The sequence below is a fragment of the Duganella paludis genome (genome assembly GCF_054461335.1).
Map to the genome: position 1 here is coordinate 1,257,743 of NZ_CM136922.1, position 22,839 is coordinate 1,280,581.

Consider the following 22,839-nt stretch of genomic DNA (forward strand, 5'->3'; position numbering starts at 1 on the left):
CAAGCACTGTAGGATTTTTACGATGCCGCATCAGGAACCTCCAGTACAGCCTCGCCGCTGGTGACAAACAGCCGCTCGCCCGGCTGCGGCAACACCGGATGTCCGCCCGTGAAGGCGCCGAACGACGGCAGCACCATCCGCTCCTCCGACATCAGGAAACAAGGCAACCTCATGCCCTCCCAGCCCGAACGCAAACGGAACACCGGATGCACATGGCCCGCCAGCACATACGCCGGCGACAGCACGTCCGGATGGTGGCAGAACGCGAACGATCCCACCATCCACGGTTCATCCACCACCTCGATACCCAGCGCGGCGGGCGGATCGCCTGCATGGGCGTCGTGGTTGCCGCGCACCAGCGCCAGCCGCAAGCCCGGATGGCGTTCGCGCCAGGCCTGCATCGCCGCCAGCGTGGCCGGCGCGTGCGCCGCCTTGGCGTGCAGGAAGTCGCCCAGGAACACCACCTCGCGCACCGCATGCAAGGCCAGCAGCGCGTCCAGCGCGCCCAGGTTGGCGCTGGTGGTGCCGGCCGGCACCGGAACGCCCAGCGCGCGGAACGAGGCCGCCTTGCCGAAGTGAATGTCGGCCACCACCAGCATCTTCCGGCGCGGCCAATACACCGCCTTCTGCGGCAACAGCAAAAGTTCTTCGCCTGCAATGTTCAGGTTCATGGTCCGGCCGCCTTTTCAAGTTCACGCACCAGCCGCGCCACGCGGTCCGACAATTTTTCGGTGCTGAGTTTTTCGCGGAAGCGCTCCACCATCAGCGCAAAGCCGAACGGCGTGGCGCGCTTGATAGCGTGGAAGCGCACCGTGCGCGCCTGCAGTTCCAGCAGTGTAGCGCGCAAGCGGCCCAGTTCCAGCTCCTGTTCCAGCACTTCGCGCTGGGCCTGAGTCAGCAGCAGGTTGCCGGCGTCGTGCTGGCTGAACACGGCAAAGAACAGCGACGACGACGCCTGCAACTGGCGCGCACTCTTGCCCTGTCCCGGATAGCCCTGGAACACCAGCCCCGCGATGCGGGCGATTTCGCGGAAACGGCGCTGCGACATTTCGGTGGCGTTCAGGCTGGCCAGCACATGCTCCAGCAGATGATCGGTGCTGAACAACTCCACGGCGGCGCCCTGCCCCACGTCCATCAGCTTGGCCCAGTCCAGTTCCTGCGCCGATAGCAGCTCCATGCCGTAGTCGTTGACCGCGATGGAAAACGTCGCCGGCATCATGCGGCCGACGCGATAGGCCAGCAACGCGCCCAGGCCCACGTGCACAGAACGCCCGGCGAACGGAAACATGAACAGGTGCCGGCCCTCCCTGCTGTGCATGGTTTCTATCACGGTGTCGCCGGCGGTCGGCAGCGACGACCAGCGCTGCTGTATCTCCAGCAGCGGCTGCAGCGCCTGCATTTCCGGTCCTTCGTAGCGGCCGGCGGCGGCCAGCTGCAATTGCGCCAGCGCCGCATGCGCCAGCTCGGACGACATGGGCATGCGCCCGCCCTGCCAGCGCGGCACGGCGCCGCGCGCGCCGGTGGCGCGGCGCACGTAGGCCGTCATCTCGTGCAGCCGCACGAATTCCAGGATGCGGCCGGCGAACAGGAAGTGATCGCCCTTGCGCAGCCGCGAAATGAACGATTCCTCGACGCTGCCCAACCGCCCGCCGCTGACGTACTTCACCTGCAGGGAGGAATCGGAAACGATGGTGCCAATGCCCATGCGGTGACGCCGGCCCAGCGCCGCGTCCGGCACGCGGTAGACGCCCTCCTCGTCCGGCAGCACGCGCCGGTATTCGGGATACGCCACGAGCGTCTGCCCGCCGCGCGCGACAAAATCGAGCGCCCATTGCCATTCGTCGTCACTCAGCTGGCGGTAGGACCAGGCGGTGCGCACCTCGGCCAGCAACTCCTCCGAGCGGAAGCCGCCGCCCAGCGCCATCGTCACCAGATGCTGCACCAGCACGTCCAGCGGTTTCTCCGGTACCGGCCGCGCCTCGATGTCGCGCGCGGCCACGGCCTGGATGGCGCCGGCCGCTTCCAGTAGCTCCAGGCTTTGCGTCGGCACCAGCGTCAGCCTCGACACCCTTCCTGGCGCGTGGCCACTGCGGCCGGCCCGTTGCAGCAGCCGTGCGATGCCCTTGGCGCTACCGATCTGCAGCACCCGTTCGACCGGCAGGAAGTCCACCCCCAGGTCCAGGCTGGAGGTGCACACCACGGCTTTCAGCTGCCCCTGCTTGAGTCCCTGCTCCACCCACTCGCGCACTTCCTTGTCCAGCGAGCCGTGATGCAGCGCGATCAGCCCGGCCCAATCCGGACGCGCATCGAGCAGATGCTGATACCACAGCTCGGCCTGCGAGCGCGTGTTGGTGAATACCAGCGTGGCGTTGTGCCGTTCGATCTCGGCGATCACCGGCTCCAGCATCTTCACGCCCAGATGCCCGCCCCACGGAAAGCGCGACGGATGTTCCGGTATCAGGGTATCGACCACGATCTTCTTGGCCACGTGGCCCTCGACGATCACACCTTCCGGCATCAAGGTTTCCCTGGCCTGCGCCAGGTTGCCCAGCGTGGCCGACAGTCCCCACACCAGCAGCTCCGGATTCCAGCGGCGCAGGCGGGCCAGCGCCAGCTGCGTCTGCACGCCGCGCTTGTTGCCCATCAGCTCGTGCCATTCGTCGATGATGATCATTTGCAGTTGCTGGAAGCGCTCGGCGGCGTTGGCATGGCTGAGCAGCAGCGTCAGGCTCTCCGGCGTGGTGATCAGGGCGTCGGGCAGGCGCTTGTTCTGGCGCGCGCGCTGGGCCGAGCTGGTATCGCCGGTGCGGGCTTCCACCTGCCAGTCCGGCGCCGCCTCCTGCAAGGCGTGCAAGGTGTCGGCGGCCAGCGCGCGCATAGGCGTAATCCACAGCACGCGCAAGCCGACGCGCTTCGGGCGCGGCAGCTGCAAGGCGGCGAACCACACGGCATAGGTCTTGCCGGCGCCGGTGGTCGCGTGCAACAGGCCCGACTGTCCGGCCGCCGCCGCGTCCCACACCGCGCGCTGGAACGGAAATACCTTCCAACCGCGTTCGGCGAACCACGCCTTCGCGTTCATGGCGCGGCCAGGAGATTCTTCAGGGATGCCAGGGTATCTGCCTCATCGATCGACTTGTCCTCGCGCCGCCGCAGGATGCGCGGGAAGCGCACCGCCACGCCGGACTTGTGGCGCGGCGAACTGGCGATGCCCTCGAAGCCGATCTCGAACACCATGCTCGGCGTGACGCTGCGCACCGGGCCGAATTTTTCTATCGTAGTCTTGCGGATCGCCTGGTCCACCTGGGCGATCTCGGCGTCGGTCAGGCCGGAATAGGCCTTGGCGAACGGCACCAGCTTGCGCTCCTCGTCCCACACGGCGAAAGTGTAGTCGGTGTACAGCGAGGCGCGGCGGCCGTGGCCGGCCTGCGCGTAGATCAGCACCGCATCCACGCTATAGGGATCAATCTTCCACTTCCACCACGTCCCGACGCTTTTGGTGCGGCCGACGCCGTAACGTGCATCGACCGCCTTCAGCATCATGCCCTCGACACCGCGCTCGCGCGACTCGGTGCGGATCAGCGCCAGCTCGTCCCAGCTATCGGCGGTGATCAGCGGCGCCAGGCGCAATTGCGGAGCACCCTGCAGGCTGCCGACCAGCTGCTCCAGCAGCATGCGCCGCTCGGCCTGCGGCACTTCGCGCAGGTCGCGGCCGTCCAGCTCCAGCAGGTCGTACACCACCATCACCGCCGGCAGCTCGCCCAGCAGACGCGCCGATACCAGCTTGCGGCCCATGCGTTTTTGCAACGCCGCGAACGGCGCCGGCGCGACGCCGCTATGCCAGATCAGGATTTCACCGTCGAGCACCACGCCGTCCGGCAGGCGCAGCGCGGCCAGTTCCGGGAAGCGCTCGGTGATCAATTCCTCGCCGCGCGACCACAGCCAGTTTTTGCCTTCGCGCCGCACAAGCTGGACGCGCATGCCGTCGTATTTCCATTCGACCTGCCAGTCCGCCAGGTCGCCGAGCGAATCCGGCTCGCGCTCCAGCTGGTGCGCCAGGAAGAAGGGATAAGGTTGGCCGCCGCGCTGCTCCTGCTCCTGCGGCGTGTGAGCGGCGATCAGTTGCACGAAGCCGGCCGCTGTCGGGTTGATGCTGCCATCGGTCCAGCCCATCAGGCGCTGCGCGATCAGGCTGCCTTCCAGGCCGGCGACGGCGCTCAGCGCACGCGTCACCAGCAAGCGCGATACGCCGACGCGGAAACCGCCGCCGATCAGTTTCACGAGCAGGAAGCGCTCGCGCGTTTCCAGCTGGTCCCAATAAGTGAACAGGGCTTCGCGCGTGGCTTCCGGCGTGGCGCCGCGCAAGGGCGCGATGCCGAGCTCGATCCAGTCGGCTAGGCCGATCTCGCCCGGATGTTTGGGCGGCGGCAGCACGTGGGCGATGGTTTCCGCCAGGTCGCCGACGGCGTTGTAGCACTCGTCGAACAGCCACTCTTCAAGGCCGGCGTATTCCATGGCGTACTGCCGCAGCAGCTTGGTCGGCACGGCCTGGCGTGGCTTGCCGCCGGCCAGGAAGTACACGGCCCAGGCCGCATCCTGCGGCGCCGCCGTGCGGAAATACGCTTCCAGCGCCGCCAGCTTGCGCGTGGTGGAGGTGGTCTCGTCGAGTTCGGCATAGAGACGGGCGAAGTTACGCATGCTGGACTCCCGCATCGTCGACTTCATCATCGCCGAATTCGGTATCGAAGCCGCCGGCCTGCAGGCCCTGCTGCTGCAACCAGCGCACCAGCACCGCGATCGAGCCATGGGTGACGATCACGCGTTGCGCGCCGGTGGCGCTGATGGCCTGCAGCAGGCCGGGCCAGTCTGCATGATCGGACAGCACGAAGCCGCGATCGACGCCACGGCGGCGGCGCGCGCCGCGCAACTGCATCCAGCCGCTGGCGAAGGCGTCGCTGTAGTCGCCGAAGCGCTTGATCCAAGGCGATCCGGCGGCCGATGGCGGCGCCACCACGATCGCCTTGCCCAGCTCGCCCTTGGGCGTCTCGCCCACCATCGCGGTCGGCGGCAGCCACACGCCGGACTCGCGGTACACTTGGTTCAGGTTCTGCACCGCGCCGTGGCAAACGATGGGGCCGATACCCGATGCCAAGCCGCTGAGGATGCGCTGCGCCTTGCCGAAGCTGTAGCCGAGCAGCACGCTGGTGCGCCCTTGCGCGGCGTTCTCGGCCCACCAGGCGTTGATGTCGTCGAAGATTTCCTGCTGCGGCTGCCAGCGGTAGATCGGCAGGCCGAAGGTCGATTCGGTGATGAAGGTGTCGCACGGCACCGGTTCGAACGGCGCGCAGGTGTGGTCGGGCCCGACCTTGTAGTCGCCCGAGGCCACCCACACTTCGCCACGGTACTCCATGCGCACCTGCGCCGAGCCCAGCACGTGGCCGGCCGGATGCAGCGACACGGTCACGCCGTTGTGCTGCACGCGCGCGCCATACGCCAGCGCGGTGACGTTGATCGCGCCGAGGCGCGACTTGAGGACGTTGACGCCCGGCGCCGCCGCCAGGTAGTGCTGGTGGCCGCCGCGCGCGTGGTCGCCGTGCGCGTGGGTGATGACGGCGCGCTCGACGGGACGCCACGGATCAATGTAGAACTGACCGGGTACGCAATACAGGCCTTCCTTGCGTACGATCACCATATCTGCGGACATAAGCGGCTTTCGGAATACGATAGCCGATTCTTGCACCGCACGGCTGTCGCCGTCTGTCAGGCAACGCACCGAGCTACATGGTGTCTACGAGTTCCGCCATGAAGTAAACATTGTCATTTTCCTCATCATCGATGAGGACACGCTCTTCGCCGATTGAGAGCATGGTCTCAAGGTCTGGCACGGCTGGAACGGCCGGCGGCAGCGCGGTCCTGGATTTTTTCTGACGCGTGGCGGCAGCGCTCTTTTTTCTGGTAGTCATTTCTTCCCCCCTCGATAGCGACGGTGTGTTCTCCAGCGTACCTTGCCACCAGCCCTTGCGCTATCGGACACCGCCTACAATTAGGGTAGGAAGTCGTCGCAGTTTACTCGGATACGCTACCATATAGCCCTCGCATCATTTACAAGCACAAGCACATCATGACCTTTACCCTCAGCGACACCGCCTACGGCACCGACAGCGCCGATGCCAAAAACGCCATGTACAACGACCTGCGCCCGCAACTGCAGGGCCTGCTCCACGGCGAAACCGACCTGATCGCCAACACCGCCAACTTCAGCTCGCTGGTATTCAACAGCATGCCGGGCCTGAACTGGGCCGGTTTCTACTTCCTCAAGGGCGAAGAACTGGTGCTCGGACCGTTCCAGGGCAAGCCGGCCTGCATCCGCATCAAGAAAGGCCGTGGCGTCTGCGGCACCACCGTGGTGGAAGGTAAATCCATCGTCGTGCCGGACGTGCACGCCTTCCCCGGCCACATCGCCTGCGACGTCAACTCGCGTTCGGAACTGGTGGTGCCGGTGCGTGGTCCGGACGGCGCCATCGTCGGCGTGTTCGACCTCGACAGCCCGCTGCCGAACCGCTTCGACCAGACCGACGCCGACGGCATCGAGTCGCTGGTGAAACTGCTGGAAGCCACCCTGGCCTAAAGCACCTGGCAGGACGAGGCGCGTGCCAGCAGCAGCTGGCGTTCGCGCTGGTTCTGCGTCAGTCCGGCGGCGCGTTCGAATTCAACGCGCGCCTCTTCATGCCGTCCCAGCCTGGCCAGCAAGTCGCCGCGCACGCTGGGCAGCAGATGGTAAGTCTTCAAGGCCGGCGCATCGCGCAGCCCATCCACCACTTCCAGTCCCGCCTGCGGCCCGTAGGCCATCGACAGCGCCACGGCGCGATTCAATTCCACTATCGGCGACGGCGACAGCTGCGCCAGCGCCTCGTATAGCGCGGCGATGCCCTGCCAGTCAGTGTCCTCGGCGCGGCGCGCGCGGGCGTGGCAGGCGGCGATGGCGGCTTGCAGCGCATACGGCCCGAAGCCGCGCGCGGTCTGTTCGGCACGCGCCAGCGCCGCCAGGCCGCGCCGTATCAGCATCTGGTCCCAGCGGCTGCGGTCCTGTTCCAGCAGCAGGATAGGCTCGCCTTTCGGGCCGACGCGGGCGCGGGCGCGCGAGGACTGGATTTCCATCAGCGCCACCAGGCCGTGCACTTCCGGCTCGTCCGGCTGCAGCCCGGCCAGGATGCGACCTAGGCGCAAGGCTTCCTCGCACAGCGCCGGCCGCATCCAGTCGGCGCCGGCGCTGGCCGAATAGCCTTCGTTATAAATCAGATAGATCACCTGCAGCACCGAAGCCAGGCGCTCGCCCAGCTCGTGCGCGCGCGGCGCCTCGAACGGCACTTTGGCCTCAGCCAAGGTACGCTTGGCGCGCACGATGCGCTGCGCCACGGTTTTTTCCGGCACCAGGAAGGCGCGGGCGATTTCGTCGGTGCTCAGGCCGCCCAGCAGGCGCAGGGTCAAGGCCACGCGGCCGTCGGTGGGCAGCACTGGATGGCAGGCCACGAACACCAGCCGCAGCAGGTCGTCGCCGATGTCGTTTTCCAGCGCATCGGCCACCGCGCGTTCGATATCGGGCGCGGCATCCTGCAACAGCAAATCGATCTCGTAGCTGATGGCCGCTTCTTTTTCGCTGTGCAGCTGGCGGTGGCGCAGCACGTCCAGCGCGCGGTTCTTGGCCACCGTGGTCAGCCATGCGGCCGGCTGGTCCGGCACGCCGCTGGCGGGCCAGCGCTCCAGCGCCTGCACCAGCGCATCCTGCGCCAGTTCCTCGGCCTGGCCGACGTCGCGCAACATGCGCGCCAGCATGGCGATGATTTTGGCGGACTCCATCCGCCACACCGCTTCGACGATCTTGTGGACTTCAGCCGCCACGGGCCGCTTTGCTGAAGGCATTGCGCAAGCCCGCTTCCAGCAGTTCGGCGCGCAGGCGCGCCTCGGCCGACATCATCTCCTGGGTGAACTCGACATGGGCCTTGCGCTCGCACGCCTCGCGCACTTCCAGCGTGATGTCGACCGGCTGCGGATAGGGATAGGCCTTGGCCCAGGCGATGGCCTGTTCCATCGAGGCCGCCTGCAACATCCAGTAGCCGGCGATCAGTTCCTTCACTTCGGTGAACGGACCGTCCACCACCGTGGTTTTGGAGTTGGCGTAATGGATGCGGGTGGAACTGGACGTGCCTTTCAGTCCTTCACCGGCCAGCAGCACGCCCTGCTGCACGCCGGCTTCGTTACTGGCGTTCATGACATCGATGACTTCCGGCGGCGGCGCGGCATCCGACTCGGTGTCGGCGTCCGAGCGCAGGAACACCACGTAGCGCGTGAGCTCCTCCTTGCGCTGCGGGATGGTCCCCGCCGCCGTGCCGCGCTCGTCGAAGCCGACGCAGTTGCCGGGGCAGCCGGCGTCGCGGATTTCATAGACTGCGCCGCTGTCGAACAAGGGCCACCAGCGCACCTGGGCGATGATGTCCTCGCGCGACTCGGCCTCCAGCAGCACGAAGCCGGCCACCAGTTCCTTGGGCGGGAACGGCCCGCGCACTTCGCTCCAGGCGCCGTCGCGGCGCAGCAGGCGCACCGCCTTGTTGCTGGGCTGGAGAAAAGTGCCCGGCTCCAGGGCCGGCGGTTGTATGCCTCGTTCCGTGCTCTGATTGGCGCGGCGCAGTACCATGAATTCCATTACATCGAGCTCCTGACTAAACCAGCCATAAAGGTATCACAGGCGGGCGCGCAAAGCCTCTTCCTGCGCCACCAGTTCCGGCGTGGCCACCTCGCCGAAGTCGCTCATTTCATACACCTGGCGGATTTCGATTTCCGACGGGCCGTCGAACGGATTCGGGCAGCGCTTCATCCACTCGATCGCTTCTTCCTTCGATTTCACCTGGATCAGCCAGAAGCCGGCGATCAGCTCCTTGGTCTCGGCGAACGGGCCGTCGATCACGGTGCGGCTGGCGCCGTCGTAGCGGATGCGCGCGCCCTTGGAACTCGGATGCAGGCCCTCGCCCGCCAGCAGCACGCCGGCGTTGACCAGTTCCTCGTTGAACTTGCCCATGGCCGTCATCAGTTCCACGCTCGGCATCTTGCCGGCTTCGGAATCGGCGGTGGCTTTTACAATAATCATGAATCGCATGGGATACTCCTTAGCACGGTGGCATTTGCTGTTTCATCGCTTCCGCCATTTCTTCCGGCGTCATGTCCTTGATGTGGGTGGCGATGGCCCAGTTGTGGCCGAACGGGTCGGTGACCTGGGCGTAGCGGTCGCCCCAGAACATATCGGCCGGTTGCATGCGGGCGGTGGCGCCGGCGTCGACCGCCTGCTTGAAGGCGGCGTCGGTGTCGACCACGTACAGGTGCAGCGTGACCGGGCTGCCTTTCAGCGCCTTCGGACCGAAGCCGCCGTATTCGGGAAAGTCGTCGGCCAGCATCAGCACCGAATCGCCGATCTTGAGGGCGCCGTGCATCAGGCGGCCGTTGGGGCCGGGCATGCGCATGATTTCGGTGGCGTTGAAGGCTTTTTTATAGAACTCCATGGCGTCGGCCGCGCCTTCGCATACGATGTGCGGCGTCAGGGTGTGCATGTCTTGCGGAATCGGGTCTACTTTGGCATTCATGATGGTCTCCTGGTTGAACGTTGAACGAGTAACTCTATACCTACGACGAAGCAGCACACTACGAATCGACACGATTTTAAAAAATATTCTTGATACAAGCCAGAAACAATTCTTAAATCAGCTGCCAGCGCTAAACCCGCTAAAATTATTCACTAATGTATAAAGCCGCCCTGGGAGTCCCTTTGTGTTAATTGATATCGTCCGCGTGGCGCTCCGGCGCCCCTATACCTTCGTGGTGATGGCCATGCTGCTGCTGATCGCCGGGCCGCTGGCGGCGCTGCGCACGCCGACCGACATCTTCCCCGACATCCGCATCCCGGTGATCGCGGTGGCCTGGCAATACACCGGCCTGCCCGCCGACCAGATGGGCGGGCGCATCTCCACGCTGTTCCAGCGCACGCTGACCACCACCGTCAACGACATCGAACACATCGAGGCCAATACCTACCAGGGCATCAGCATCGTCAAGATCTTCTTCCAGCCCGGCGTCAACATCGCCGTGGCCAACGCGCAGGTGACGGCGATCGCGCAATCGGCGCTGCGCCAGATGCCGCCCGGCGTGACGCCGCCGCTGATCCTGAACTACAACGCCGCCACCGTGCCCATCCTGCAGTTGGCCCTGTCCGGCAAGGGCCTGTCGGAACAGAACCTGTTCGACCTCGGCATGAACACCGTGCGCACGCCGCTGGTCACCGTGCCGGGCGCGGCGATTCCGCTGCCCTACGGCGGCAAGCAGCGCCAGGTGCAGATCGACGTCGACCCGGCGCTGCTGCAGGCGCGCGGCCTGTCGGCGCAGGACATCGCCAACGCGCTGGCGGCGCAGAACGTGCTCACGCCGGTCGGCACGCAGAAGATCGACGCGCTGGAATACACCATCCAGCTCAATAGCGCGCCGTCGGCCATCGCCGACCTGGCGCGGCTGCCGGTGAAGGTGATGAACGGCGCCACCGTCTACCTGGGCGACATCGCCAACGTCCACGACGGCAACGCGCCGCAAACCAACGTGGTGCACGTGGATGGCAGCCGCTCGGTGCTGATGTCGGTGCTGAAGAATGGTTCGGCCTCGACGCTGGCCATCGTCGACGGCGTGCGCGCCAAGATCGAGTCGCTCAAGCCGGGCTGGCCGGAGGCGCTCAAGGTCACGCCGATCAACGACCAGTCGGTCTTCGTGCGCGCCGCCATCAAGGGCGTGGCGATGGAAGGCGTGATCGCCGCCGCGCTGACCAGCATCATGATCCTGCTGTTCCTCGGCAGCTGGCGCTCGACCATCATCATCGCCGTATCGATTCCGCTGTCCATCCTCGGCTCCATCATCGCGCTGGCGGCGATCGGCGAAACGCTCAACCTGATGACGCTGGGCGGCCTGGCGCTGGCGGTTGGTATCCTGGTGGATGATGCCACCGTCACCATCGAAAACATCAACTGGCACCTGGAGCAAGGCAAGTCGGTGGAGAACGCCATCCTGGACGGCGCCGCGCAGATCGTCACGCCGGCGTTTGTCTCGCTGCTGTGCATCTGCATCGTCTTCATTCCGATGTTCTTCCTGGAAGGCGTGTCGCGCTTCCTGTTCGTGCCGATGGCCGAGGCGGTGATCTTCGCCATGGTGTGCTCTTTCGTACTGTCGCGCACGCTGGTGCCGACCATGGCCAACTTCCTGCTCAAGCCGCATGACACTGGCGAAGGCCACGCGCACGGCCACGGCGGCAACGGCCCGGCCGAGCCGTCGCGCAATCCGCTGGTACGTTTCCAGCGCGGCTTCGAAGCGCGCTTCGAACGCCTGCGCGCCGGCTACTCGGAGGTGCTGGCCTCGGCGGTCGGCAAGCGCAAGCCTTTCATCATCGGCTTCATGGTGGTGGTGCTGCTGTCCTTCGGCTTGCTGCCCTTCATCGGCAGCAATTTCTTCCCTTCGGTCGATTCCGGCCAGGTGCTGATGCACGTGCGCGTGCCGGTCGGCACCCGTGTGGAGGAGACCGCCGTGCGCTTCGCCCGCATCGAGCAGGCCATCCGCCGCGTGATTCCGGCCGAGGACATCGAAACCATGGTCGACAACATCGGCCTGCCATCGAGCTCGATCAACCTCACCTACAACAACACCGGCATGATGGGCGCGCAGGATGGCGACTTCCAGATCGCCCTCAAGGAAGGCCACCAGCCGACCGCCGAATATGTGCGCAAGCTTCGCGTGGCGTTGCCGCAGGAATTCCCGGATACCACCTTCTCCTTCCCGCCCGCCGACATCGTCGGCCAGATCCTCAACTTCGGCGCCCCGGCGCCGGTGGATGTACAGATTCGCGGCAACAACCTGGAAGGCAACTACGCCTACGCGCAGCAGTTGCTGAAGAAAGTGCGCGCCATTCCCGGCGTGGCCGACGCCCGCATCCAGCAATCCAACAAGGCGCCCGTGTTCAAGGTGGAGATGGACCGCACCCAGGCGCAGCAGCTGGGCCTGACCACGCGCGACATCACCAACAGCCTGGTGGTCAACCTGGCCGGCTCCAGCCAGGTGGCGCCGACCTTCTGGCTGAATCCAGCCAACGGCGTGAGCTACCCTATCGTCATGCAGACGCCGCAGACCCAGCTCGATTCGCTGGCGGCGCTGGCCAATCTGCCGGTGGGCAATGGCAGCAGCACCAGCGGCGCCACGCTGGGCGGCGTGGCCCGCTTCGAGCGCGGCACAGGCTCGGCGTTGATCAGCCAGTACGACGTGCAGTCCATGGTGCAGATCTACGCCACCACCCAGGATCGCGACCTCGGCGCCGTCGCCAAGGACATCCGCCAGGTGCTGGAGGAAACCAAGGCCGACCTGCCGAAAGGTTCGACCGTGCAGATGCTGGGCCAGGTCAAGACCATGGAACGCGCCTTTGCCGGCCTGCTGTACGGCCTGCTGGGCGCGGTGGTGCTGATCTATCTGCTGATCGTGGTGAACTTCCAATCGTGGCTGGACCCGGCGGTGATCGTCTCGGCGCTGCCGGCGGCGCTGGCCGGCATCGTCTGGACCCTGTTCGCCACCAACACTACCTTGTCGGTGCCGGCGTTGACCGGCGCCATCATGTGCATGGGCGTGGCCACCGCCAACTCGGTGCTGGTGATCTCGTTCGCGCGCGAGCGCCTGGACGAGTTGGGCGACGCCACCGCCGCCGCGCTGGAAGCCGGCTCGGTACGTTTCCGTCCGGTGCTGATGACCGCCCTGTCGATGATCATCGGCATGCTGCCGATGGCGCTGGGCCTGGGCGAAGGCGGCGAGCAGAACGCGCCGCTGGGCCGCGCCGTCATCGGCGGCCTGATTTTCGCCACCACCGCCACGCTGCTGTTCGTGCCGGTCGTCTTCAGCCTGGTGCACCGCAAGCACGCACCGCGCGCCTCTACCAAAAATCAACCTATTTCCGGAGCACCTGTCCATGCAAACTAACCCGTCCCGTAAAGGACACGCGCCGCTGGTCATCGGCCTGGCCGTCCTCGCCGCCGCCCTGCTTGCGGCAGGCATCCTGGGCCGACGCTCGCTGGCCGAGCAGGTCAAGCAGGCCGGCGAGCCGCTGGTGCCAGTGGTCAGCGTGCTGGCCGCCGGGCAGACGCCGGGCGCACCGGTGGAACTGGCGGCCCGCATCGAACCATGGGCGCGCGCCCCCATCTATGCGCGCGTCAGCGGCTATCTGAAAGAGTGGAAAGTCGATATCGGCGCCCCGGTGAAAGCCGGCCAGACCCTGGCCGACATCGAGACCCCCGACCTCGACCAACAACTGCTGCAAGCGAAGGCCGAACTGGCCAGCGCGCGCAGCAACCTGACCCTGGCCGGCAGCACCGCCAAGCGTTGGCAGGATCTGCTGGCGGCCAACGCCGTGTCGCGCCAGGAAGCCGATGAAAAATCCGGCGACCTGGCGGCCAAGCAATCGGCCGTCAACGCCCTGCAGGCCAATGTCGACCGGGTGCAGGCGCTGCAGCGCTACACGCGCCTGGTGGCGCCGTTCGACGGCGTGGTCACCGCCCGCAATACCGACGTCGGCGCGCTGATCAGCGTCGGCGGCGCGGCCGGCAGCGAGCTGTTCGTGGTGTCCGACATCAAGCGCCTGCGCGTGTACGTCAACGTGCCGCAACGCCAGGTGGCGGCCATCAAAGTCGGCGACAAGGCCGTTCTGAGCGTGCCCGAGCGCGCCGGCAAGACCTACACCGCCACCGTGCAATCGCTGGCGCAGGCCATCAGCGCCGGCTCCGGCGCCATGCTGGTGCAGCTGACCGTGCAGAACGACAGCGGCGAACTGCTGCCGGGCGCCTACGCCAACGTCCGCTTCGAAGCGGCGGCCAGCGCCACGGCGCTGAGCATTCCGCCGGGCGCGCTGATCTTCAACCGCAGCGGGACGCAGGTGGCCACGCTGGGCAAGGACAACCATGTGCTGCTGAAGCCGGTGACCCTGGGGCGCGACCTGGGCAACGTGATCGAGATCGCCTCCGGCATCGAGCGTGGCGACCAGGTCATCGCCAATCCGCCGGATGGCGTGGCCAGCGGCGACGTCGTCCGGGTGGCGGCCGCAGCGGTACGAGCGGACCGCGCGCCATAGCGCTACAATGGAGCGATCCAAGTTGATTTAAAAGGAGTTTGATGATGGGTGATAAAGCCATGAAGATCGACATCGGCCTTTCCGACGAAAGCCGCGCCGCCATTGCCGCAGGGTTGTCCGGACTGCTGGCCGACAGCTACACGCTGTACCTGATGACCCACAACTTCCACTGGAACGTGAAGGGTCCGATGTTCAACTCGCTGCACCAGATGTTCATGACGCAGTACACCGAACAGTGGGCCGCGCTGGACCAGATCGCCGAACGCATCCGCGCGCTCGGCTATCCGGCGCCGGGCACCTACGCCCAGTTCGTGAAGCTGGCCACGATCAAGGAAATCGAAGGCGTGCCGGCCGCGCTGGACATGGTGCGCCACCTGGTGTCGGCGCAGGAAGCGACCGCCCGCACCGCGCGCAAGCTGCTGCCGCTGGTCGACAAGGCCGACGACCAGCCAACCGCCGACCTGCTGACCCAGCGCCTGGACGTGCACGAGAAAACCGCGTGGATGCTGCGTAGTCTGCTGGAAGAGTAAGCCCCGCAATGCCGACGCCGGCGCCACGGAGACCATGGCTGATCGTGGTGCTGCTGGCGCTCGGCGTGATGATTTCCCTGATCGACCGCACCAGCCTGTCGTCGGCGCTCGCCGACCAGGGCTTTGTGCGCGCGTTTGGTTTAAGCAGCGTCGAGCGCGGCTGGCTGCACGCGGCCTTCTTCTGGTCCTACGGCCTGGTGCAGATCCCGATGGGCTGGATCGTCGATCGCTACGGCGTCAAGTGGCCGTACGCCGTCTGCTTCGCGGTATGGTGCTGCGCTGCCGCCGCCACCGGCCTGGTGGGCACCGTACCGGCCTTGATCCTGATGCGGCTGCTGATCGGCGCCGCCGAGGGCGTGGTCATTCCCGCCACCTATCGCTATCTCGCCAACCACATCACCGAAAGCCGCAAGGGCATGGCGCTCGGTATCATCGCCATGGGCGGCAAGCTGGGGCCGGCGCTGGGCGCGCCGCTGGGCGCCTGGCTCATCATGCATTCCTCGTGGCAGATGATGTTTGTCGCCACCGGCCTGGCCGGGCTGCTGTGGTTGTGGCCGTGGCTGGCGACGGTGGGCAATGACTTCCCATCCAAACAGGAATTGAGCGAACGCATGCAGCGCGCCGCATCGGTGCCGTTGCGCAACCTGCTGGCCAGTCCGGTGGTCTGGGGCGGGCTGGTGAACAACTATTGCTACGCCTATTTCAACTTCTACTGCATGACGTGGATGCCGGCCTACCTGGTCGAGCAGCGCGGGCTGTCGCTGGGCCAGTCCGGCCTGTACACCTTCTTCAGTTTCGCGGGCATCGCGCTGGTGGCGGTGCTGGCCGGCTGGGCGGCGGACCGCCTGATCGCGCGCGGCGGCGATGCGGTGCTGGTGCGCAAGGGCTTCGTGATCGCCGGCTTTATCGGCGCCACCACGGTGCTGTTGGGCGCCTATGCGGAATCGCTGCAGATGGCGCTGTTCTGGAACGTGCTGTCGCTGTCGCTGCTGGGACTCGTGACGGCCAACAACCTGGCGCTCTGCAAGCTGACCCTAATACCGTCCCAGGCCGTGGGCCTGAACACCGGCATGCAGCAAGTGGCGACCAGCCTGGCGGGCGGCGTCTCGGCCAGCCTGTCCGGGTGGCTGCTGCACACCAGCGGCAGCTACGAACTACCGATGAAAGCCATCTTCATCTTCCTGCTGCTAGGCGCCGCCAGCACCCTCATCCTCCTGCGCCGCAGATGGGCGCCGAAGGTCAATTGATGCCCCCTCGCTAGGCCGGCAATTTCGACAAGGTCTGATTTAGCTGCGCAAAGACCCTCCTCAGCGTCTGATTAGAATGCGGTTGTGGCAACAAGCCCGAAATATCAATATCCTTCTGCCGCTCCAAAAAAGCCAACGCCCGGCGTGTATCGTCCACCGAAAATGGATAAATATTCCGATACCAGACAATATTAAACAAACGTAGTCTTTCCTGGGCACTATCAGGCTCAGGAGAAAACTGAATCGCATATTCGAGCGCAGTGACCACCGCACGCCAGCATGGATTTTTCATGACTGACAATCTCCTTCAAATTTCTCCATCCAACTACAATCTACTCCCCTTTTCTTCAAATAATCGCAGAACTGCATTATGTGAAGGAAGGACGGCCGATAGTGACCGCTTCTATTGTTCACATAGATGACTACTCCATTGACCACTTCAATCTCACCTGCGCATGCTACTGCCGACCCGGCCACCAAAGAAGAGTGATGAAATTTATAGTATTGCGATGAAACCGAACAGTATAGATTTCCGTGCGCATCCAGAACGTAAATAGCGCGGCCACCAGATCGCGCAATTACATCGGCCTCTCCAGTATCCAAAGGCTTTCCGGCTGCATCCCAGAGCCTCGCATCGGCAATCTGAACTGGATAAGCCCGCCGCGAATGTAGATCCGGATAGCGTACTGGTCCATTCCCCATATGCCATTCGAGATGATCAGAACGCTCCTCGCCAACATACATTTTGAGTAGTTTGCAAGTTATAAGTTCCATGGTGCACGCCCCAAAGTAAAACATCCCACCGCTTAGCGGTAGGATGTCGCGAGGCGTGTTGGCAGCGGTTGAGCTGGCGCAAACGTGCGCGGCGGTTTAGGCGCCGGGGTCGCGGACTTTTTCGATCTTGTCGAACTCGACGTTGTACATGCCGCCGCCGACCATTTCCGCTTTGCGGATGTAGACCGTCTGCACCATGTCGCGCGTGGCGGCGTCCAATTCGACCGGGCCGCGCACGCTGGTCCAGGCCAGCCCCTTCATCGCGGCCAGCAGCTTTTCGCCGTCGCTGTCCCCCTTGGTCTTGGCCAGCGCCAGGTACAGCAGGTTCATGCCGTCGTACGCGCCCACCGAGTGGAAGTTGGGCCGCATGCCGTTGTTGGCTTTCATGAAGGCTTCGACATAGGCCTTGTTTTCCGCCGACGGATGCGCCGCCGAATAATGGTGGCTGCTGACCACGCCCGTGGCCGCCGTACCGATGCTGGCCATCAGGTCGTCGTCCAGCACGTCGCCGGTGCAGATCAGCTGAATGCCGGCCGCCGCCAGCCCCCGGTCGGTGAACTGCTTGAGCACCGCCGCGCCCTCGCCCGACGGCACGAATACGAACAGCGCATCCGGCTTGGCGTCCTTCACCCGCGCCAGGAACGGTGCGTAGTCGGGATTACGCAGCGGCACCCGCAGCGATTCGACGATCTTGCCGCCGCCCTTGGTAAAGCCCGTCACGAAAGTCTTCTCCGCATCCATGCCTGGACCGTAGTCGCTGACCAGCGTCACCACGCTGCGGATCTTGTTCTTCGGCGCCCACTCGGCGATCGGCTGGGTGATCTGCGGCACGGTAAAGCCGCTGCGCACGATGAACGGCGACTTCTGCGGAATGATGGAAGTGGCCGCCGCCATCACTATCATCGGCACCTTGGCCTGGGTGGCGACCGGCGCGCTGGCCAGCGCCAGCGGCGTCAGGCCGAAGCCGGCCAGCACCTCGACCTTGTCGCGCGACACCAGCTCCTGCGCCAGCCGCTTGGTGACGTCCGGCGACACGCCGCCGTCGTCCTTGAGCAGAATCTCGATCTTGCGTCCGGCCACCGTGCTGCCGTTCTGCTGCAGGTACAGCTTGACGGCCGCCTCGATCTGGCGCCCGGTGGAAGCGAACGGCCCGGACATGGGAATGATCAGCCCGACCTTGAGCGGCCCGCCAGCGGCCGCGCCAGCCATGGTGGGTAGCAGGCCCGTAGTCACGGCCGCCGCCGCGCCTAGCATCAGGTCACGGCGCTGTTGATTGAGAGGATGTGTCATTGCCCTGGTCTCCTTCTGGTTATTGTGAAAGTCGTTTTTCTTCAGCGATGTACAAAACAACAACATCGTCTCCGATTGTCCAGAACTGGCGAAAGCGGTGGTCCGAAAAGGACCGCGATTGCGCGCTAATCTGCTTATCGCACCACAAACGGGCGCGGCCAGCGCGACGACTGCGCTATACTGGTGCTCTACGCGTTGCATGCCGGGAGCCCACGTGCCGCCAGCTTCCAACTTTTTTTCCAGCTTCAAGTTCAAGATCACCGCGCTGGTGATCGCTTTGGTGTTGTTTGCGGGTATAGGCTCGGGCGGCATCTCGCTGTTGATCGCCGAATCGGAATTGCGGCTGGTGATCGCCCGGCAGGAACTGTCGCTGCTCACCGGCGCCGCCGCGTTCATCGACAACGACCTGCAAAACAAGCGCCAGATACTAAAACTGCTGACCGAGGAATTCACCGAGCGCGGCCTGCCGCTGGAGCGCATCCAGCAGCAGCTGGAAACCCACGAGGCCCTGCGCGACACCTTCTTCAACGTCAACGCCTTCGACCTGTCGGGCAACCTGGTGGCCAGCCTTCGCGACCGCCAGGCCAAGCGCATCAACATCGCCGAACGCCAGTACTTCCGCGACACCCTGCGCCTGCAGGAAGGCGTGCTGTCGGCGCCGTTCAAGAGCACCTTATCGGGCCAGCCGGTGGTGGTGATCACGCAGCCGCTGCGCGACGCCGACGGCAAGATGATCGGCATCCTGCTCGGCGCCATCGACCTGCTGCGGCCGTCGTTCTCCGCCCAGCTCGACTCGCTGCGCGCCGGCGCCGACGGCTACCTGTTCATCGTCACCGATGCCGGCGTCATCGTGCACCATCCGGACAAGAGCCGCATCCTGGAAAAAAGCGACGACATGCCCGGCACGTTGCTGGAAGCGGCGCTGCGCAACCCCGAAGGCTGGGAAGACGGCATTCTCGACGACGGCGTGCCGGTGCTGCTGGTGCACAAGCACCTGCGGGAAAGCGACTGGACCATCGGCCTGTCCTACCCAGTGCGCAGCGCGTTCGCCTCGATGCTGCACGTACGGCTGCGCGCGCTGCTGGGGGCGGCGCTGCTGACCGCCGTGGCCGGCCTGTTCGGCTGGGCCATCACCAAGAACATGCTGCGACCACTGCGGCGCCTGCACCGCCACGTGGAAGACATCAGCGCCGGCCGCGCCGACATCTCGGTGTTCGATGTGGCGCGCAAGGACGAGTTCGGCCACCTGAGCCGGGCCTTCTACGGCCTGTCGCAAAGGCGCGAGCTGGCCGAGCTGGAACTGCACCGGCTGGCCACCACCGACGTCTTGACCGGCCTGAACAACCGCCGCATGTTCGACGCCTTCCTGCCGCAGGCGTTGGCGCGCGCGGCGCGCTCGGGCCAGCCGGTGGGCCTGGCCATTCTCGACATCGATCACTTCAAGACCATCAACGACACCCTTGGCCACGCGGCGGGCGACCAGGTGCTGATCGAATTCGCACGCCGGCTGACGGGCGCGGTGCGCAGCACCGACACGGTGGCCCGCCTGGCCGGCGACGAATTCGTGATCGTGTTCGAGCAACAGTCGTCGAACGCCGAGATGGATGTGCTGGGCAAGAAAATCCTCGACACCATGCACGCGCCCTTCATTCTCGGCGCGCAGCAGCGCGAGGTGCGCACCAGCATCGGCATCGCCATCACCACCAACACCAGCGCCACGGCGGAGGAAGTGATGCGCGCCGCCGACCAGGCCCTGTACGGCGTCAAGGCCGCCGGCCGCAACGGCTACGCCGTCAACCCGGTCGGCGCCGAGCGCGTGGTGCGGGTGCGCTGAATCCAGCAAAAGCCCCTTCCAAGGCATTAATCAAATCCCTCTGACGACAGTGCTGAAATAATGGAGAAACGCAAATCGCCCCCAAAAAAACCCATCTAAATAGGTTAAAATGAATGTGGTCATATAAGAACGTCACGGCACACATCTGGCCCAACGATCACTATCCCCCACATGTCACATTCGTGAGCAAAGATGGGTGGAGCGCGCGAATCAAGTTCTCCATGGTAGACAATGATTTCGTTAAGCTATGGGACATCAAGCTGGCAAGAAACGGCAAGGAACCAGGAGCAAAATTAATCAATGAGCTAGCCAACCAATTAGTGGACAAACTGGACTCTCATTGCCGCCCCGAGTGGTGGAGAACTCAGCAGACAGTCTGTCTGGACAACAAGAGTGTAAAGCGCATTGGAAATGCAGCAGCCCGACGCGTAGCTTTATGCGGCGACAGTGAGTCTCAGGGGAGGTTAGTCGCCGGCTCAGGAAAGTACATACAGAAGACGGACGACAGTTCCGAAGTAAGAGCAAGTGTTATATGGAACAACGGCACAAGCACACGCGGCGAAAAGGTGGAAGCATGAAGAAGGTTCGTGAGCTCATTTCCGAGCAGGACTATCAGCAGGCAATTGAGGCAGGCCGTGAAGCGATAAAGCAGCCCCATGCGGTGCGCGCTTCTTACAACGCTCGCAACCATACACTCACCATCGCCTACTCAAACAGTTTCAACTGCTCGTTCGACATCCGGCATGCATCATTTTTTCAAGAGTCCCCGAATGCAGACTACTCGATGCCACTTGTAACGCCCGGTGGTGATGGCCTGATCTTCGAAAAAGCGGATATCTCAGTTGACGTAGCTATGCTGGTCTCTACTTTTTTACCGCCAAATATTGGCAACTATTGGGCCGCGTCTCGACAAGGCAGAAAGACAAGCGCGGCAAAAGCCACCGCCGCCCGCATCAACGGTGCGAAAGGCGGTCGTCCAAAGAAAAACACTGAAGCCACAGCAACGCAGCGGCCGAGGGGACCGCTGCGTCAAGCGTCATAGCCCCTTGGCGGCGGCGGTTTTCAGGGTTTGGTCGATCCACGCCATGGCTTCGGGCACGTCGTAGTTGCCGGCGTGCGGTTGGTTCCAGGCCAGGCGGTAGTTCAGGTCTTGCACCTTGGCATCCGCCGCCAGCGCGCGGCTCAGGTTGATCGAGACGGTGAAGGCGGTGTCGCGGTCGCGCGTGCCGTGGCGCACGTACCAGTATGGCGCCGTGCCGTTGGCGCCGCCGATATAAGCCATCGGGTTGATCAGCTTGACCTGGGTCGGCACAACGGTGCTCGCCAGCGCGGCATACTGCGTCCAGGAGTAGCCCGTGTCGAGGTAGCCGATGCCGTCGCCGGCGACGTCGTTGTTGTCCCAGCCGTATTCGGTGAAGTTGGAATAGGCCTGCGTGTTGGTGCCGAACATATTCGATTCACCGGCGGAGGCCGTGATGGTCAGGCCGGTCTGGTCGAACGACGGCGTGTTCTTCAGCGTGTTCTGCGTGGCGACGAACTTCAGGTATTTCTCCATGTCCAGCGAAGTGACTTTCTTGCTGGCGTTGTCGACGCTGATCCAGTCGTTGACGTAGGTCTTGGTCACGGCCGCCGCGCCCATGCCGCTGCTGTAGGTGATCAGCTCGCCGAGGTTGGGTATGGTCCCGCCCGATGCCATGTGGGTTTCCGCGGAGCGGATCACTTCGGCCTTGATGGTTTCCAGCATATTGGTCGCCAGCAGCGGCGCCCCGCCCGAGGTTTTCAGGCCTAGGCCGGACTGGTAGGCCACGAACTTCGCCATCAGCTCGGCGCTGCCCTTGGCGTTCGGCAGGCTGCCGACGGTCTGGCGCGTGTTGAGAATGTTGTAGACCCATTCATAGGCCAGGTCGGCATTGCCGAGGTCCGTGATCGGGCAATAGGCGTTGACCGCCAGCACATCATCACGCAAGGTGCTGCTGCCGTCGGCCGCCACCCCCGCCGCGCCCACCGCCGCCAGGTAGCTCAGATAGTCCTTGCTGTTGCCTGACGCGCCGAGGATGGACGACAGGCCGCCACCGCCGCTGGTGCCGTTGACCACGATGTGGTTGGCGTTGCCCGGCATGACGGCGTCGTTCAGGCGCAGATAGCGCACCGCCGCCTTGGCATCCACAATCGCGGTCGGCGCCTTGCCGCCGTAGCTGCCGTCCGCCGCCATGATGCCGCGGCCGCGCGTGCCGACGTCGATATAGATATAGCCGGCCTTGAGCGCCGCGCCGACGTTGCTGGCGGCGCTGGCAAAGCTGGCGCCGTCGGCCACGCTGGCCTTGACGTAGCTAGCCATCCAGCCGCTGTTGTTGACGGCGAAGTACAGCGCCGCATCCTGTCCAGCGGCCACGCTTTCCGGCACGTAGATGTTCATGCTCTGATAGCCGCACTGCGGATTGGCGATGGTGCTGACCGCGCCATTCATGCCGGTCACGCTGCTCGCCATCAGCACCGGCTTGCCGACGTAGCAGACTTCCTTGTACCAGCGCACCGGCGTCTTCACGCCGTCGATAGTGACGTTGATGGTGGTGTATTTGGTCTTGTCGAACGCCAATGCACTGTCGTATGCGCCGACCGGCGCGGTGACGATGGGAGTTGTGGTCGTGGTGTTGGTGGTGGCGTTGCTGTTGTCCGAGCCGCAGGCGGCCAGCGACAGCAACAGGCAAGTGCCTATCGCAGTGCGTTTCATATTGTCTCCAGTAGGGGGCTGTTGTTCTTGAGACGCCGGCCAGCGTTGATCAGGAGTATAGACGCGCACTTTCCGCGCATCATTGCCATTCGCTTCTTCCGCTGCGCATTTTACTTATCGGCAGTGTCAGCCATCTTTACATTGTTTTGCATCTGCATCGCAGCGCTGCGGATACGCCCTTGATTTCGCTGGGCTCCAACCCATGGGCACGGTAAATGCGTGGCTGATCCCGCTACACCAACCAGGGGAAC

At 64.6% G+C, this 22,839-nt stretch carries 20 protein-coding genes; 7 read left to right on the top strand and 13 right to left on the bottom strand.

All coding sequences use genetic code 11. The features are described 5' to 3' along the window. Positions 1-17: 17 nt before the first annotated feature. From pdeM to ACXZ1M_RS05730, 5 genes are all read right to left on the bottom strand, one after another. Positions 18-671, bottom strand: coding sequence for a ligase-associated DNA damage response endonuclease PdeM (gene pdeM / locus ACXZ1M_RS05710; RefSeq protein ID WP_459052219.1), 654 nt, complete (start codon positions 669-671; stop codon positions 18-20). Then, positions 668-3,079 carry a ligase-associated DNA damage response DEXH box helicase gene (locus tag ACXZ1M_RS05715; RefSeq protein ID WP_459052220.1) on the bottom strand — a complete coding sequence of 804 codons (2,412 nt, stop codon included), beginning with the start codon at positions 3,077-3,079 and terminating at the stop codon, positions 668-670. Before ACXZ1M_RS05715 ends, pdeM begins: the two co-directional genes overlap by 4 nt. Continuing rightward, complete coding sequence (locus ACXZ1M_RS05720; protein ID WP_459052221.1) at positions 3,076-4,695, bottom strand: ATP-dependent DNA ligase; 1,620 nt, start codon at positions 4,693-4,695, stop codon at positions 3,076-3,078. Before ACXZ1M_RS05720 ends, ACXZ1M_RS05715 begins: the two co-directional genes overlap by 4 nt. After that, positions 4,688-5,701 carry a ligase-associated DNA damage response exonuclease gene (locus ACXZ1M_RS05725; protein ID WP_459052222.1) on the bottom strand — a complete coding sequence of 338 codons (1,014 nt, stop codon included), beginning with the start codon at positions 5,699-5,701 and terminating at the stop codon, positions 4,688-4,690. Before ACXZ1M_RS05725 ends, ACXZ1M_RS05720 begins: the two co-directional genes overlap by 8 nt. Positions 5,702-5,774: 73 nt before the next feature. Next, positions 5,775-5,960, bottom strand: a complete 186-nt coding sequence (locus ACXZ1M_RS05730; protein WP_459052223.1) for a hypothetical protein — start codon at positions 5,958-5,960, stop codon at positions 5,775-5,777. A 158-nt stretch (positions 5,961-6,118) separates the two neighbouring features. Here ACXZ1M_RS05730 and ACXZ1M_RS05735 point away from each other — a divergent pair, with 158 nt between their 5' ends. Beyond that, complete coding sequence (locus tag ACXZ1M_RS05735) at positions 6,119-6,625, top strand: GAF domain-containing protein (RefSeq protein ID WP_459052224.1); 507 nt, start codon at positions 6,119-6,121, stop codon at positions 6,623-6,625. Here ACXZ1M_RS05735 and ACXZ1M_RS05740 read toward each other — a convergent pair. Genes ACXZ1M_RS05740 through ACXZ1M_RS05755 form a run of 4 tightly spaced genes read right to left on the bottom strand, consistent with a single transcriptional unit; the run spans position 6,622 to position 9,629 of the window. Beyond that, on the bottom strand, positions 6,622-7,917 hold the full coding sequence (locus ACXZ1M_RS05740) for an RNA polymerase sigma factor (protein WP_459052225.1): 1,296 nt from the start codon (positions 7,915-7,917) through the stop codon (positions 6,622-6,624). The genes ACXZ1M_RS05735 and ACXZ1M_RS05740 overlap by 4 nt on opposite strands. After that, positions 7,886-8,698, bottom strand: coding sequence for a YciI family protein (locus ACXZ1M_RS05745; protein ID WP_459052226.1), 813 nt, complete (start codon positions 8,696-8,698; stop codon positions 7,886-7,888). Before ACXZ1M_RS05745 ends, ACXZ1M_RS05740 begins: the two co-directional genes overlap by 32 nt. A 36-nt stretch (positions 8,699-8,734) precedes the next feature. Beyond that, complete coding sequence (locus ACXZ1M_RS05750; protein ID WP_459052227.1) at positions 8,735-9,148, bottom strand: YciI family protein; 414 nt, start codon at positions 9,146-9,148, stop codon at positions 8,735-8,737. A 10-nt stretch (positions 9,149-9,158) separates the two neighbouring features. Beyond that, a complete protein-coding gene (locus ACXZ1M_RS05755) occupies positions 9,159-9,629 on the bottom strand; it encodes a VOC family protein (RefSeq protein WP_459052228.1) in 471 nt (156 codons plus the stop codon). 184 nt (positions 9,630-9,813) lie between these two features. Here ACXZ1M_RS05755 and ACXZ1M_RS05760 point away from each other — a divergent pair, with 184 nt between their 5' ends. Genes ACXZ1M_RS05760 through ACXZ1M_RS05775 form a run of 4 tightly spaced genes read left to right on the top strand, consistent with a single transcriptional unit; the run spans position 9,814 to position 15,959 of the window. Next, entirely contained in the window at positions 9,814-13,038 is a 3,225-nt protein-coding gene (locus ACXZ1M_RS05760) for an efflux RND transporter permease subunit (RefSeq protein ID WP_459052229.1), read from the top strand. Then, positions 13,028-14,182 (top strand): efflux RND transporter periplasmic adaptor subunit, encoded by a 1,155-nt coding sequence (locus ACXZ1M_RS05765; RefSeq protein WP_459052230.1) that lies wholly within the window; start codon positions 13,028-13,030, stop codon positions 14,180-14,182. Before ACXZ1M_RS05760 ends, ACXZ1M_RS05765 begins: the two co-directional genes overlap by 11 nt. A 44-nt stretch (positions 14,183-14,226) precedes the next feature. Then, complete coding sequence (locus ACXZ1M_RS05770) at positions 14,227-14,712, top strand: Dps family protein (protein WP_373992158.1); 486 nt, start codon at positions 14,227-14,229, stop codon at positions 14,710-14,712. A gap of 8 nt (positions 14,713-14,720) precedes the next feature. Beyond that, positions 14,721-15,959, top strand: a complete 1,239-nt coding sequence (locus ACXZ1M_RS05775) for an MFS transporter (RefSeq protein WP_459052231.1) — start codon at positions 14,721-14,723, stop codon at positions 15,957-15,959. A gap of 10 nt (positions 15,960-15,969) precedes the next feature. Here ACXZ1M_RS05775 and ACXZ1M_RS05780 read toward each other — a convergent pair whose 3' ends face one another. The 3 genes from ACXZ1M_RS05780 to ACXZ1M_RS05790 form a co-directional block, all read right to left on the bottom strand. Then, a complete protein-coding gene (locus tag ACXZ1M_RS05780) occupies positions 15,970-16,251 on the bottom strand; it encodes a hypothetical protein (protein WP_459052232.1) in 282 nt (93 codons plus the stop codon). Continuing rightward, positions 16,248-16,733 (bottom strand): hypothetical protein, encoded by a 486-nt coding sequence (locus ACXZ1M_RS05785; protein ID WP_459052233.1) that lies wholly within the window; start codon positions 16,731-16,733, stop codon positions 16,248-16,250. Before ACXZ1M_RS05785 ends, ACXZ1M_RS05780 begins: the two co-directional genes overlap by 4 nt. A gap of 96 nt (positions 16,734-16,829) precedes the next feature. Beyond that, complete coding sequence (locus ACXZ1M_RS05790) at positions 16,830-18,023, bottom strand: ABC transporter substrate-binding protein (protein ID WP_459052234.1); 1,194 nt, start codon at positions 18,021-18,023, stop codon at positions 16,830-16,832. Positions 18,024-18,237: 214 nt separating this feature from the next. Here ACXZ1M_RS05790 and ACXZ1M_RS05795 point away from each other — a divergent pair, with 214 nt between their 5' ends. After that, positions 18,238-19,857 (top strand): diguanylate cyclase domain-containing protein, encoded by a 1,620-nt coding sequence (locus ACXZ1M_RS05795; RefSeq protein WP_459052235.1) that lies wholly within the window; start codon positions 18,238-18,240, stop codon positions 19,855-19,857. A gap of 574 nt (positions 19,858-20,431) precedes the next feature. Further along, positions 20,432-20,899, top strand: coding sequence for a hypothetical protein (locus ACXZ1M_RS05800; protein WP_459052236.1), 468 nt, complete (start codon positions 20,432-20,434; stop codon positions 20,897-20,899). Here the strand turns inward: ACXZ1M_RS05800 and ACXZ1M_RS05805 are convergent. Continuing rightward, on the bottom strand, positions 20,894-22,588 hold the full coding sequence (locus ACXZ1M_RS05805) for a subtype B tannase (RefSeq protein ID WP_459052237.1): 1,695 nt from the start codon (positions 22,586-22,588) through the stop codon (positions 20,894-20,896). The genes ACXZ1M_RS05800 and ACXZ1M_RS05805 overlap by 6 nt on opposite strands. Positions 22,589-22,839 lie beyond the last annotated feature (251 nt).

Coding starts and splice junctions, on each gene's coding strand:
- ACXZ1M_RS05785 (WP_459052233.1), bottom strand. CDS start 16,733: ATGGAACTTATAACTTGCAAACTACTCAAAATGTATGTTGGCGAGGAG.
- pdeM (WP_459052219.1), bottom strand. CDS start 671: ATGAACCTGAACATTGCAGGCGAAGAACTTTTGCTGTTGCCGCAGAAG.
- ACXZ1M_RS05800 (WP_459052236.1), top strand. CDS start 20,432: ATGAAGAAGGTTCGTGAGCTCATTTCCGAGCAGGACTATCAGCAGGCA.
- ACXZ1M_RS05735 (WP_459052224.1), top strand. CDS start 6,119: ATGACCTTTACCCTCAGCGACACCGCCTACGGCACCGACAGCGCCGAT.
- ACXZ1M_RS05765 (WP_459052230.1), top strand. CDS start 13,028: ATGCAAACTAACCCGTCCCGTAAAGGACACGCGCCGCTGGTCATCGGC.
- ACXZ1M_RS05740 (WP_459052225.1), bottom strand. CDS start 7,917: ATGCCTTCAGCAAAGCGGCCCGTGGCGGCTGAAGTCCACAAGATCGTC.
- ACXZ1M_RS05780 (WP_459052232.1), bottom strand. CDS start 16,251: ATGAAAAATCCATGCTGGCGTGCGGTGGTCACTGCGCTCGAATATGCG.
- ACXZ1M_RS05730 (WP_459052223.1), bottom strand. CDS start 5,960: ATGACTACCAGAAAAAAGAGCGCTGCCGCCACGCGTCAGAAAAAATCC.
- ACXZ1M_RS05775 (WP_459052231.1), top strand. CDS start 14,721: ATGCCGACGCCGGCGCCACGGAGACCATGGCTGATCGTGGTGCTGCTG.
- ACXZ1M_RS05745 (WP_459052226.1), bottom strand. CDS start 8,698: ATGGAATTCATGGTACTGCGCCGCGCCAATCAGAGCACGGAACGAGGC.
- ACXZ1M_RS05720 (WP_459052221.1), bottom strand. CDS start 4,695: ATGCGTAACTTCGCCCGTCTCTATGCCGAACTCGACGAGACCACCTCC.
- ACXZ1M_RS05790 (WP_459052234.1), bottom strand. CDS start 18,023: ATGACACATCCTCTCAATCAACAGCGCCGTGACCTGATGCTAGGCGCG.
- ACXZ1M_RS05770 (WP_373992158.1), top strand. CDS start 14,227: ATGGGTGATAAAGCCATGAAGATCGACATCGGCCTTTCCGACGAAAGC.
- ACXZ1M_RS05725 (WP_459052222.1), bottom strand. CDS start 5,701: ATGTCCGCAGATATGGTGATCGTACGCAAGGAAGGCCTGTATTGCGTA.
- ACXZ1M_RS05750 (WP_459052227.1), bottom strand. CDS start 9,148: ATGCGATTCATGATTATTGTAAAAGCCACCGCCGATTCCGAAGCCGGC.
- ACXZ1M_RS05805 (WP_459052237.1), bottom strand. CDS start 22,588: ATGAAACGCACTGCGATAGGCACTTGCCTGTTGCTGTCGCTGGCCGCC.
- ACXZ1M_RS05715 (WP_459052220.1), bottom strand. CDS start 3,079: ATGAACGCGAAGGCGTGGTTCGCCGAACGCGGTTGGAAGGTATTTCCG.
- ACXZ1M_RS05755 (WP_459052228.1), bottom strand. CDS start 9,629: ATGAATGCCAAAGTAGACCCGATTCCGCAAGACATGCACACCCTGACG.